Source organism: Micromonospora sp. KC213, from assembly GCF_004348325.1.
Taxonomy (GTDB): Bacteria; Actinomycetota; Actinomycetes; order Mycobacteriales; family Micromonosporaceae; genus Micromonospora.
Map to the genome: position 1 here is coordinate 15,342 of NZ_SMKF01000028.1, position 12,726 is coordinate 28,067.

The window sequence follows — 12,726 nt, forward strand, 5'->3', positions numbered from 1 at the left end:
GCATGGTAGGTGCATGACGACATCGACCGCGAGTGCCGCGGTTTCCCGCGCCGAAGGTCCGGGGCGGCGACCACCGCGCCAGACGCTGCTGTTGCTGGGGGCCACCGGTGACCTGGCGGCCCGACTGCTGCTACCCGGGCTGGGGCGGCTGGTGTCCGAGGGTACCCAACCCGGGCTCACGCTGATCGGCAGTGGCCAGGAGGAGTGGGACGACGCGCGGTGGCGTCGCCGGGTGGCCGACTCCTTCGCGGCGGCGGGCGCGGACGGGCCCCGGGAGACCGAGCTGATCCGGGCCACCCGTTACCTGTCCGCCGACGTCACCCGGGAGGAGGATCTGCGCCGGCTGCTGGCGGCCTGCCACGGCCAGCTGGTGATCTTCTTCGCCCTGCCCCCGACGGTCACCGCCCGGACCGCCGCCGCGCTGTGCCGCATCGGGCTGCCGCCGGGCACCCGACTGATGCTGGAGAAGCCGTTCGGTACGGACGCCGTCTCGGCGCGGTCGCTCAACGACATCCTGGCCCGGCTCGTGCCGGAGGACCAGGTGCACCGCATCGACCACTTTCTCGGCAAGTCCACGGTGGTGAACATCCTCGGGCTGCGGTTCGCCAACCGGATCTTCGAGCCGGTGCTCACCTCAGCTCACGTGGCGTGCGTGGACATCGTCTTCGACGAGACCCTGGGCATCGAGGGCCGGGCCGGCTACTACGACGGCGCGGGTGCGCTCGTCGACATGGTGCAGAGCCACCTGTTGCAGGTCCTGGCGCTGATCGCGATGGACCCGCCGCCCACCCTCGCCGCCGGGGACCTGCGCGGACGCAAGGCGCAGGTGCTGCGGGCCACCCGGGTCTGGGACGACGACCCGGTGAGGTGGAGCCGGCGGGCCCGGTACACCGCCGGGGAGGTCGCGGGGCGGCGACTGCCCGCGTACGTCGACGAGTCGGGCGTCGACCCGGCCCGCCGGACCGAGACGCTCGCCGAGGTGGTGCTGGCGGTGGACACCTGGCGCTGGGCGGGTGTGCCGTTTCGGCTCCGTTCCGGCAAGGCGCTGTCCGACCGGCGCAAGGAGGCGGTCATCACCTTCAAGCAACCGCCCCGGGTGCCCACCGGGCTCACCGGGTACGACCAGCCGGACCGGCTGCGGATCGGATTCGGCCCGGACCAGGTGGGTCTCGACGTGAACATCAACGGCCCGGGCAACCCGATGGAGCTGGACCAGGTGCATCTGGTGGCCGACTTCGGCCCGGGCGAACTGCCGCCGTACGGTGAGGTGCTACGCGGCGCCTTCGAGGGCGACCCGACGTTGTCCGTGCGGGGTGACACCGCCGAGGACTGTTGGCGCATCGTGGAGCCGGTGCTGGCGGCGTGGCGGACGGAAGCGGTGCCGTTGCAGGAGTATCCGGCCGGCAGCGGCGGACCGGATGACTCGCTGCTGGTGCCGGCGGGCGGCGAGTGGCCGTGACGGGGGTGGACGGCCGAGGAACGCGCCCACCCCGCCGATACCCGTCAGTACACGTACACGCTCTGCGACACGAAGGTGATCGAGCTGTACGATCCCGACGGCATGATCGTGTACGAGGCGCCCGTGCAGTTCTGGTTGGCGTACAACCTGGCGGGCTGGTTGGCGGTGTTGCGCGCGGACTTCACCCGACCGTTGCCCCAGCCGTGCGCGGCGAGGTCCACGCAGGTGCCGGTCGTCGGGTTGACGGCCTGCGCGGTGAACCGGTTTCCCTGGTACGCCTCCTGGTCCCAGACACACAGCGTGCGGACGAAACCGCACGAGCTGTCAGCGGCCCGGACCGCCGACGAGGCGGCGGCGGCACCGCTTCCGCCCGCGGCGGCGACGAGCGCCGCGGCCGACAGCGCGCCCACCGCCAGTGACCTCCGGACGATCATCTCGATCACATCCTTCCCACCTGTCGCCGGGGCGTCGTGCGGGCACGACACGAACCGGCCGCTACGGCATCGACACCACCCTATTGAGCAGGGCGTCGGCGGGCATCTCCTGGGATGCGGTCACCGGGCACGGGCGTGGTGCCCCCCGGTGCGCGCAGCGCCGCCGGGGCGGGGCCGGTTCTTCCGGCCCCGCCCCGGCGGCCGTCAGCGCCGGAACCGCACCCGATAGGTACGGGTCTGGGTTCCGTCTTCGCTGGTCACCGTGACCGTGGCGGTGCGTTCGGCACGCACCAGGGCGGTGGACACCCCCGCGTACGGGTCGCGCGGGGTCGCCGTCAGTTGTCCGCTGGCGGGGAGGGTGTATTCGAGGACGTCCGGCGTGAAGCCCGGTAGGGCCTTGCCGTTGACATGCAGCGCCGACAGGGCCGCGTCCGAGGACCGCCCGGGTGCCGCGGTGAGGATCTGCACCTCGCCGACGGTCATCCAGAGTCCCGGGCGGGCGGTGAGGACCACCCGTACCCCGTCGGTCGTCGTGACGGCGGACAGCGGCACGGTGAGAGCCGGCGCGGGCGCGCCGCCCGGCACGCTGATCTCGGCACTGGCCCGTACCCAGGCGCCGGTCGCGTCGCGGACCTCGGCGCGCAGCGACTGGGCGTACGTGTCGCTGTTGCCGTCGCGGTGGAAGTGGACCGTGACGCTGGCGGCGTCCCGGCGGGACGGCAGCTGGAAGGTCAGCGTGTCGCTGCTGTTCTTGGTGCCCGAGCGCCAGTTCGACCAGCCCTTCTCCGCACTGACCCCGTTGCGCAGGCGGTCGGCGGAGTAGCCGCTCTCGGTGTAGGTCGCGCTGGCCTGTACACCGGAATCGGTCGCGGCGTTGACCAGTACCGGCGTGGTGACCTGCACCCGGGCGGTCGCCGGCTGGGTGCTTCCGCCCGGCACGGTGGCGGTCCCGGAAAGCTCGAAGACGCCGGTGCGTTCGTAGGCCGGGGGAGCGGACCAGGTAACCGGCAGAAGGACCCGGGCGCCGCTGGCACCCACCCCGGTCACGGTCGTGGGCAGGTTCGGGCGACCACCGGGGTACGCCTTGGCCCGGGCCGGTTCGGTGGCGACGACGGTGTCGACGGTGACCACGGCCCGGGCGGCGATCCTGCGGCCGAGCGGATCGGTGGCGGTGCCCAGGACGGTGACGGTGCCGGGCTTGGACCACCTGTGGTGGGGGATGGTCCGCCACACCACCGGCAGGAGGCCGCGGGCGCCGTCGGGGTGGACCGGTGTGACGGTGGCGGGCAGCACCGGCGGCGTGCCGGGGGTGGTGAAGACGGCGGTGTCGACGGTGGACAGCACGGTTTCGTCGACGATCGTCCAGCGCTGGTTGTTCTGCGAGGTCGGTGTCCAGGTGCCGACCCGGGAGCCGTCGGCGGTGGCGTGGTCGCTCACGTCGATCAGCCGGCCGGTGGCCGCGTTGACCAGGGTGTACGTGCCATCGCCGGTGGTGGAGAGGATCCACTGCGCGACCGGGTCGGCGGCGAGGGCGGTCGAGGACCGCTCCAGGGTGAGGGATCCGTCGCGCAGCACCAGGCTTCGATCCCCGGTGGAGAGCAGGTAGCGGGACCGGTTCCCGCCGGTGGCGGTGACGGGGGTGATCCGCCAGAGCTGGTCGGCGGCGAGCGCGTCGCTGGTGCGGATCACCACGGACGAGCCGGCGGGCGTCAGCGACCGACCGCTCGGTACACCCTGCAGCCGGTACACGTGGCCGGCCCGCACGAGCGCGGCGTCGTCGGCGACGCCCTGTACCCCGTCGACGACGAAGGTCGTCACGGACTTCGCCGGCACGGTGAAGGCGGCGGACTTCTTGTCGACCGGGATGGGCCGCTGGCGGACCAGCGCGCCGGAGGCGTCGGTGACGATCGGCGTGACGGTCGCCTCCGGCGTGACATGTCCGAACCGGGACAAATCAAGGCTGATCCGCCGACCGGTGTCGGCGCTGTTGACGTGCACCACGGTCGCGGCCCTGCCGTTGGCCGACACGGCGGCGACGCTGGCGGTGTCGTTCACCTCGATCACGTGGTCGCCGGGGCGGATGTGGTGGGTGAAGTTGCGCAGGGTGTGGAACTTGGTGTTGATCCGGGCGGGACAGGTCTGCAGCGTGTCCTGGGCGGTGCAGTCGAACGGGATCTGGATCGCGCCCCAGTTCTTGTTCCCCGCGTGCTGCGGGTTGTAGTCCTCGATGGGCTGCCACAGCATCCACGCCGAGGGTTCGAGCTCGCGGAGGTCGCCGACGATCCGTTCGGCGATGCCGAGGCCGGGGTCCATGCTGGTGAAGCTCTGCCCGGTGCCCCAGTGGCCGTCGACCTCGCTCATCCACAGGGGCTTGTCGGCGCCCTTGGCGACGTCCCGGGCGGAGGTGCGCTGGCCGGTGCCGTAGGTGTGGACGTTGAGCTGGTCGATGACGGCGCGGGTGTCGGCGCGGTAGTCGTTCCAGTTGGTCACGAAGGTGCCGGGGTTGGTCTCGTCCATGGCGGCGAGCCGCGCCCGGGTCTGCGCGTTCTCGAGCCGACGGGCCAACGCCAGGATCACCTGCTGTTGCAGGGCCGGGGAGGCGTGGGCACCCTCCTGCCGGCCACCGGTGGGCTGCCCGTCCGGGCCGAGCTGGGTACCCCAGTAGGAGGTGTTCGGCTCGTTGAGCGGTTCGATGGTGTGGAACTCGATGCCGTGCGCGGCCTCCAGGTGCTCGGTCACCCGGACCAGGTAGGTGGCGAAGTCGTCGACACGGTCGGCGCGGATCTGGTCGGCGCTGGAGTTGAAACCGCCGGAGACGTAGCCGCTGACGGTCTGGAAGTACGGCGGGGAGTTGCTGAACGCCTCCCACGTGTCGACCCGGTCCTTGATCTGGTCGACCCACCAGCGCTGGTTGGCGTCGGCGTCCCAGTTCCAGTGCTCGGGATCGTCCGGATTCCACCAGTCGACATCGGTGCGGGTGGTGCCGGGCGGGGCCGTCCAGAAACCGGGCATCGTGGCGCCGACCTTCATGTAGTCGGTGCGTACGTCGGGGGCGTTGCCGCCGCCGATGTTGTACCGGGCCATGTTCAGCCGCAGCCCGTCCGCACCGAAGAGCAGGTCGACCAGGTGGTTGCGGATCTCGTCGGGGTAACCACCGGTGGCGTTGGCGAACCACACCAGGCTGGTGCCCCAGCCCTCCCAGGCCGGCTGCCGGTAGGACGGATCCGGGGTCACCACGACGGTGGGGACGATCTCGGCGGCGGTGCCGGTGGTGGCCACGGCGGGTGGAGACCCGACCGCGGCGGCGGCCACGGCCATGGCGGTCGCGGTGAGCACGGACGCCAGCCGGCTCGGGGTGGAGGGTCCGGTCATGGTCTCTCCTCGCGGGGTGGGTGATGGCCTTCCGGCTCGTCGTCGGGGAGGAGGTGGGCCAGCGCGGCCCGGCTGTTGGCCCACACCGCGACCAACGCGCAGCCCGGTACGGTGGCCAGCCCCAGCAGCGGCGCCTGGTTGACCGACAGCGCGGCCACCAGCAGCAGGACCAGGCTGAACAGGCTCAGTGGGGCCCGCCGCACCGCGGTGTACGCGGCGATCCGGACGGCCGGCCCGAAACCCAGGTGCGGAGCCAGCACGGCCAGTGCCAGCGTCAGCAGGCTCGCGGCGAGCACGAGGACCGCCGTGACAGCCAGCAGCGGGACGAGCAGCGCGCCGTGCCGGGAGTCGTGCAGGACGACGATGTCGGTGGTGAGCACGGCGAGCAGCGCCACCGTGGCCGTCCACCGGCCGATCGCGGGGACGAAGGACCGCCGGTAGGCGCGGACGAAGACGCCGACGGGGGGTTGGTCGGCCGGGGTCTCCGCCCGGCCGAGGTAGCCGAACGCGGCGGCCAGCGACGGGCCGACGCTGATCGACAGCAGCCCGAAGAAGACCGGGTAGCGCCAGGGCTGCGCGACCACGGCCAGCGCCACGAGCAGCGGCAGGTTGGTGACGGCCAGGCCCAGGTTGACCACGAGCACCCGGTGGACGAACGACCAGACGGTCGTCCAGGTGTCCGCGCTGACGTTGACCCGGGCCGAGAGTGTCCGGTGCGGGGTGGGAGCGGTCATGCGGTGGTCACTTCAGCCCGCTGGTGGCGATGCCCTGGACGAAGTAGCGCTGCCCGATGAGGAAGACGGTCAGGATCGGCAGCACCGACAGCACCGAACCGGTCATGATCATGGCGTACTCGGCGTCGTAGACGCCCACGAACGAGCGCAGACCGATCTGCACCGTCCACAGGTCGTTGCTGGTCAGGTAGATGAACGGACCCATGTAGTCGTTCCAGGTGTTGACGAAGGTCAACAGGGCGAGGCTGGCCAGCGCCGGCTTGGACAGCGGCAGCACGATCCGGGCCCAGATGCCGTACTCGCTCAGGCCGTCCACCCGGGCGGCCTCGCACAACTCGTCGGGGATGGTGAGGTAGTACTGCCGCATCAGGAACACCCCGAACGCGCCGAACGCCTGCAGGAGGATCAGCGACAGGTGCGTGTTCACCAGGCCCGCACGCTCCATGATGATGTACTGCGGCACCATGTACGCCTGCCACGGCACGGCGATGGTGGCGATGTACGCCACGAAGAGGGCGTCCCGCCCGGGGAAGCGGACCTTGGCGAACCCGTACGCCGCGAAGCTGCCGGTGAGCACCTGCAACGCCGTGATGACGACGCTGAGGAACAGCGAGTTCTTCAGGTAGGTGACCAGCGGGATGCGTTCCCAGATGCGGGTGTAGTTGTCCCAGTGGAACTCCTCGGGAATCCACTGGATCGGGATGGTGAAGACCTGGGAGTCGAGCTTCAGTGAGGAGGTCACCATCCACAGGAACGGAACCATGACGGCGAGCCCGAGGACGGTGAGCAGGACGTGCAGGGCGATCCGGCCGGCCACGGCGGTGGGCCGCCGGCGCGGCGTCCGGGGCCGGACGTGGGCGGCGCCGGTGGGGGAGCCGTCCCGGTGCTCCGGTGTGGTGGCGGTCGCGGTCATCGTTCTTTCCTCTGCTGAAGTCGGAACTGGACCACCGTGATGAGCAGGACGATCACGAACAGGACCATCGCGATGGCGGAGGAGTATCCGAAGCGGCCCTGCTCGATGCCCTCCCGGAAGATCAGCTGCGAGAGGACGAGGGTGGAGCGGCCCGGACCACCCTCGGTCATCACCTGGACCAGGTCGAAGACCTTGAAGCTGGAGATGGTCAGCATGATCAGGACGAAGAAGGTGGTGGGGCGCAGCGAGGGCAGCGTGATGTGCCAGAACCGCTGCCAAGGGGAGGCGCCGTCCATCTTGGCGGCCTCGTACAGCTCACCGGGGATGGTCTGCAACCCGGCCAGGTAGAGCACCATGTAGTAGCCCATGTCCCGCCAGACGCTGGTGATGATCAGCGCGGGCATGGCCCAGGTCGTCGAGGTCGTCCAGCCGGGCGGGCTGTCGACGCCGACCGCGCGCAGGAACTGGTTCACCGGGCCGGCGTCGGGGCTGAACAGCATGTTCCAGACCACCGCCACGGCGACCAGCGAGGTGATGTACGGGAAGAACAGCGCGGTACGGAAGAACCGCACCCCGCGCAGCTTGCGGTTGAGCAGGACGGCGAAGCCCAGGGCGGCGACGAGGGTGAGCGGCACGTGGCCGACGGCGTAGTAGGTGGTGTTGTACAGCGCGGTCCAGAAGTTCTCGCTGTCCACCAGGCGGCGGAAGTTGTCCAGGCCCACCCACTCGGGCGTGCTGTAGGAGTTCCACTTCATGAAGGCGAGGGCCAGCGAGGCGACGACGGGCACCAGCGTGAGGGCCGCGAAGCCGATGAAGTTCGGCAGGATGAAACTCCAGCCGGCCAGCGTGTTGCGCCGGCGGAGCCTGCTGCGCGTCCGGGGGGTGGACGCGGATGCGGTGGTGGAGACCATGGTGGGTGCTCGTCCGGGGCCCGGACGTTCCTCCTTCCCTGAGGTGGACGGTGCCCCGGGGGCGATCGGCCCCCGGGGCACCCGGCGGTCAGTCGACCTCGGACTTGACCCGCTTGCCCATCTCGGCGATGCCGGCGTCCACGGACTTCTCACCGGTCATGATGAGCTCGTGCTCCTCGTTGAGGATGGTGTCGACGTCGGAGGACTTCTCGCTCACCGGCATCTCCAGCTTGACCTCGCCCGGCTGGAACGCCTTCTTCGCCACCTCGTCGTTGGCCATCCCGTCCACGCCGAAGTACAGGTCGGTGATGGTCGCGTCGGTGTACGCCGGGAAGACCCCGATCTTCGCGATGGCCGCCGCGCCCTTCTCCCCCGACGCCCAGGTGACGAACTTCCGCGCCGCCTCGGCGTTGCGGGCCTTCTTGTTCACCGCGAACGCGGTGGGCGAACCGAAGGTGGTCGAGGCGCCCTCGCTGGCCTGCGGCAGCGGCGCCATGCCCCAGTCGACCTTGATCTTGCCAGCCTTCTTCTCGTCGATCAGCCGGGCGGCGTACCAGGTGCCCATGGGCAGCATCGCCGCCTTCTCCTCGGAGAACATCGTGTGGTAGGTGACCTTCTGGGTCCTGGCGGTGGCCCACTTCAGCGTCGCCCCCGACTTCTCCAGGTCGAGCGCGATGGCGTACTGCGGCTTCATGAAGGTGTAGTCGCCGCCGAGCTGGTCGCCGCCGTTCTGCGCCGCCGCGATGGCCTGCACCAGCGACCGCCAGGTGTGCTGGTACGTCCCGTACACGGTGTCCGCGCCGCTGCCCTTGGTCGTCTTCTTCGCCAGGTCGGCGTACTCCTGCCAGGTGAGGCTGGTCAGGTCGGCGCCGGAGTTCGCCAGCAGCTTCTTGTTGTAGTAGAGCACCCAGAAGTCCTGGCGGTAGGGCAGGGCGAAGTAGTCACCGTCGAGGTCGAAGGCGTCCAGGCCGCGGTACTTGCTCTTGTCGAGCTTGCCCACCTCGTCCTTGAGGGAGGCCAACTGCCCGCGGGTGCCGTACCGGGCGTAGTCGATGACGTTCTTCATGGTGATGACGTCGGTGGTGTCCCCACCGGCCAGCATGGTGGTGACCTTCTGCGGGTAGTCGTCGGCCAGGATGTCGACCGGCTGCACGTCGACATCCTTGTGCTCCGCCTCGTACGCCTCGACCAGGGCCTTGAACTCCGGCGTGGTGTCGTAGTTCCACAGCGCCACCGTCAGGATCGTCTTGCCGTCGGGGGTGGTGGCGGACTTCCCGCCGCTGCCGCAGCCGGTGGTGGCCAGCGCGATACCGGTGGCGATCGCCAGGGCCTGGGTGAACCTTCTCTTCACAAGGAACTCCTTCATCGGGGGATTCAAGCGCGACGACCGGGGGTAGTCGCCAGCGGATCAGGCGTGCAGGATCAGGGCCTCGGGGGTGACCTCGGCCCGGAGCGGTTCGGCGGCGATCCACCGGGACAGCTCGTCGAGGGTGTGGTCGGTCAGCCGCAGGATCTCCGAGCCGAGCGACCCCGCGATGTGCGGAGTGATCATGACGTTGGGCGCGTTACGCAGCGCGGCGTCCGCGGGCAGCGGCTCGGGTTCGGTGACGTCGAGGATCGCGAACAGTCGGCCCGATCGGCACTCCGCCGCGAGGGCCTGGGAATCGACCAGGCTGCCTCGGGCGGTGTTGATGACCGTCGCGTGGTCGGGCAGCAGCGCGAGTTCCGCCGCCCCGATCATGTGGTAAGTGCTGGGCAGCGCGGGGGCGTGCAGCGACAGGATCTCGCTGCGCGGCAGCAACTCGTGCAGGTCCACCAGGGTCGCGCCGGCCAGGGCGACCTCGGTGGGGTCGGCGTGCGGGTCCGCCACCAGACACTGCGCGGAGTCGAGACAGCCGAGGAGGTCGACGACCCGGCGACCGATCCGGGAGAAGCCGACCACGCCGACGGTCCGGCGGTAGTTCGACAGGTCCCCGTACCCGTCGCGGTGTCCCCAGCCCTGGTACGCCGCCTCCGGGTCGGCGGCGATGAACGGCGCCTTCTTGCCGGCGAAGATGATCGCGGCGAGGGTGTACTCGGCGACCGGGATGGCGTTGGCGTCCGCGGCGTTGGTGACCCGGATGCCGCGCTGCCAGACCTCGCTGGTGACCAGAGACCGGACGCTGCCGGCGGCGTGAAAGACGGCCCGTAGGGCGGGGGCTGCGGCGAGCCGTTCGGCGGTCAGCGTCGGAGTCCCCCAGGAGGTCACCAGCACCTCGACCACCGCCAGCCGGGCGCGGGCGGCCGGGGAGTCCAGGTCGTCCACCCAGATCGGGTCGGCCAGGGCCACCAGCTCGGCGAGCCGTGCCAGCCGTGCCTCGTCGAAGTGGGCGCGGAAGGAGTCCCGGTCCATCACGACGAGTGCCTGCTGCTTGGTCTGCACCGTCAATGTGTCTCCCCGGTTACGGATCGCTGGCCGACGCTCGACCGTCGCGGAGCCTTTGAATTCGTGTCGGTGACATGGATAACCTATTCCGAACACGGTCGCTACGAGTCGGTCTCGATCGATCCGAAACGTTCGTAAACGAACACAAGCCTGGAGGACGGCTCCATGCCGAGAGACCGGATGTTCAACCTCCAGCGCCGCGAGCGACTCATGGAGGAGCTGCGTCGCCACGGAGCGGTGCGGGTCAAGGAACTGGCCCAGACCCTCGGCGTCAGCGAGCTCACCGTGCGCCGCGACATCACCGCCCTGGCCGAGGAGAACCTGCTGACGAAGGTGCACGGCGGGGCGACGCTACCCACCCAGCTCGGGCCGGAGCCCCGGCGGCAACGCCCGGCGCCCACCCGCTTCACCATCGGCATGGTCGTGCCGTCGCTCGACTACTACTGGCCGTCGATCGTCACCGGCGCCCGCACCGCCGCCGCCTCCCTCGGCGTGCACATCCAACTACGCGGATCCAGTTACGACCCGGAGGAAGACCGCCGGCAGATCAGCCGACTCATCGAGTCGCAGCAGGTCCAAGGACTGCTGCTGGCACCCAGCCTGGAGGGCGACGGGGTCGACGAGATGATCGGCTGGATCGGGAACCTGCCCGTGCCGACGATCCTGGTGGAGCGGCAGACACCACGATGGACGCCCACCCTGCGCCAGTTGGAGTGGGTGCGCAGCGACCACTCGCTGGGCCTGGAGATGGCGGTGCGTCACCTGCACCAGCATGGCCACCGCCGGATCGGACTGGTGCTCTCCAAGGGCAGCCCCACCTCCGCCCACCTGGCCCGCGGGTGGGCGCTGGCCTGCGCCGACCTCGGCCTGCCCGACGACATGGTGATCCGGGAGGCGGTCGCGCTGGACGCACCGGGGCACCGGGAGATCATCGACAACATCCTGCGCCGGTGTCGGCAGTCACGCACCACGGCGCTGATCGTGCACGGCGACCCCGACGCGATGTCCATCGCCCAGTACTGCGCCGAGCAGCAGGTGTCGATCCCCGACGACCTCGCCCTGGTCTCGTACGACGACGAGGTCGCGCACCTGGCCGAGCCGGCCCTGACCGCGGTCCGGCCGCCGAAGAGCCAGGTGGGCCGGGTGGCGGTCGAGCTGATGGTGGGCCGGCTGCTGGAGGGTAGGCGCCGCTCCTCGCAGCGCGTGCTGATCACCCCCGAGCTGGTGATCCGGGAGTCCTCCACCCCCCGCCCGTTCCGCTGACCGGCGGTGGCGCCCCTGGCCCGCGAGCCTGAGCTTGATTTTCGACTGTCGGGGCGTGGTCGGATGAGCGACAGGCTGACGTCAACGACAGCCGGGTGCCGCAGTGGTCCCCACCAAGTGACCCCCAAGTGGCCCGTTGCGTGGCACCTGCCGCTTGCATTCTCGACAGGTGCCACCGCGACTCCGCGCGGGCGGCACCTGTCGAGAGGAGAGCACCATGCGCCGATCACTTCCGGTGCTTCTGTCCGTCGTACTGTCCACCGTGGCCGTGGTGGGTCTGCATTCCTCCGCCGCGACGGCCACGCCCGCCGCGACTGATGCCACCGGGCGGGCCGCCGCGGCCTCGTCCGGGACGGTGGTGTACAGGTGGTTCACCGGTACGCTGGCCGCCGGGGCGACGACGAACGGTCGCTGGCGGAACGTCGTGACGGACCATGCCTTCCACGTCAGCCTCTCACCGGTCGGTGCGAGCACCTCGAACGCCTGCCGTTTCAAGGTCACCCGGGTCTGGAACGAGCAGCGTCCGGAGGGAAACAAAGACTTCTGGTACACCATCCAGAACACCGGTTCCATCGCCTGCGCGGCGAACGTCATGGTGTACATGATTCCTGGCGCGATCGTCAGGTCGACCGGCGGCATCGCGCCCGGCGGGACCAAGCAGTTCGTGGAGAACGGCGTTGACGACTGGAAAATCTACCGGCTGGGCCTGTTGCCCTCCGGGTCCACCAGTAGCGATCCGTGCAAGCTGGAAGTCACTCGCGTCCGGTACACGCACCGCTTCCAGGGCGATGTCGCGACGGTCTTCGACGTGGCCTACGAGGTGAAGAATGTCGGCAGCATCACCTGCCAGGGTGATGTCGTGCTCGGCTCGACTCCGATCGAACACTCCTGGTCGATCGGCGCACTCGCCCCCAATTCACAGCGTACCGAGCACTGGAACAGCGCTCCCGCGGCGACCGCGTACGTGCCGGGGGTGCAGCCGGACCTCGGCTGCGAACTGGAACTGACGGGTTCCCACGACCTTCAGCTGATCGACAGCAGCAACGGCACCGCCGAACGGGAGGTCCACCTCACCGCCAAGAACGTCGACACGAAGACCTGCGACGGGAAATACACCCTCGCCTCCATCTGAGCACGACCCGTTGCGTGGCCCGGCGACCTCGCCGGGCCACCGCCCGTGGCACGCGACGCCTGACCCGACCCGCTGATCAGGCT

The 12,726-nt window shown here is 70.1% G+C and carries 10 protein-coding genes; 3 read left to right on the top strand and 7 right to left on the bottom strand.

The window, feature by feature from the left end; genetic code table 11:
- Positions 1-13 precede the first annotated feature (13 nt).
- Positions 14-1,459: a glucose-6-phosphate dehydrogenase gene (locus tag E1166_RS09275; RefSeq protein WP_132337554.1), complete on the top strand. Its 1,446-nt coding sequence runs from the start codon at positions 14-16 to the stop codon at positions 1,457-1,459.
- 44 nt (positions 1,460-1,503) lie between these two features.
- On the opposite strand, the gene E1166_RS09280 is transcribed toward E1166_RS09275, so the two are convergent.
- From E1166_RS09280 to E1166_RS09310, 7 genes are all read right to left on the bottom strand, one after another.
- A complete protein-coding gene (locus tag E1166_RS09280) occupies positions 1,504-1,893 on the bottom strand; it encodes a peptidase inhibitor family I36 protein (RefSeq protein ID WP_132337556.1) in 390 nt (129 codons plus the stop codon).
- A 204-nt stretch (positions 1,894-2,097) separates the two neighbouring features.
- Positions 2,098-5,265 carry a glycoside hydrolase gene (locus tag E1166_RS09285; protein ID WP_207914122.1) on the bottom strand — a complete coding sequence of 1,056 codons (3,168 nt, stop codon included), beginning with the start codon at positions 5,263-5,265 and terminating at the stop codon, positions 2,098-2,100.
- Positions 5,262-5,999, bottom strand: a complete 738-nt coding sequence (locus tag E1166_RS09290) for a DUF624 domain-containing protein (RefSeq protein ID WP_132337558.1) — start codon at positions 5,997-5,999, stop codon at positions 5,262-5,264. The genes E1166_RS09285 and E1166_RS09290 overlap by 4 nt, the downstream gene beginning before the upstream one ends.
- A gap of 7 nt (positions 6,000-6,006) precedes the next feature.
- Positions 6,007-6,912, bottom strand: a complete 906-nt coding sequence (locus E1166_RS09295) for a carbohydrate ABC transporter permease (RefSeq protein WP_132337560.1) — start codon at positions 6,910-6,912, stop codon at positions 6,007-6,009.
- Positions 6,909-7,823, bottom strand: coding sequence for a sugar ABC transporter permease (locus E1166_RS09300; protein WP_132337562.1), 915 nt, complete (start codon positions 7,821-7,823; stop codon positions 6,909-6,911). The genes E1166_RS09295 and E1166_RS09300 overlap by 4 nt, the downstream gene beginning before the upstream one ends.
- A gap of 88 nt (positions 7,824-7,911) precedes the next feature.
- Positions 7,912-9,189 (bottom strand): extracellular solute-binding protein, encoded by a 1,278-nt coding sequence (locus E1166_RS09305; RefSeq protein WP_243710259.1) that lies wholly within the window; start codon positions 9,187-9,189, stop codon positions 7,912-7,914.
- 42 nt (positions 9,190-9,231) lie between these two features.
- Positions 9,232-10,245 carry a hydroxyacid dehydrogenase gene (locus tag E1166_RS09310; protein WP_132337596.1) on the bottom strand — a complete coding sequence of 338 codons (1,014 nt, stop codon included), beginning with the start codon at positions 10,243-10,245 and terminating at the stop codon, positions 9,232-9,234.
- 168 nt (positions 10,246-10,413) lie between these two features.
- Here E1166_RS09310 and E1166_RS09315 point away from each other — a divergent pair, with 168 nt between their 5' ends.
- Both E1166_RS09315 and E1166_RS09320 read left to right on the top strand, forming a co-directional pair.
- A complete protein-coding gene (locus E1166_RS09315) occupies positions 10,414-11,511 on the top strand; it encodes a substrate-binding domain-containing protein (protein ID WP_132337564.1) in 1,098 nt (365 codons plus the stop codon).
- A 217-nt stretch (positions 11,512-11,728) separates the two neighbouring features.
- Complete coding sequence (locus E1166_RS09320) at positions 11,729-12,643, top strand: hypothetical protein (RefSeq protein ID WP_132337566.1); 915 nt, start codon at positions 11,729-11,731, stop codon at positions 12,641-12,643.
- Positions 12,644-12,726 lie beyond the last annotated feature (83 nt).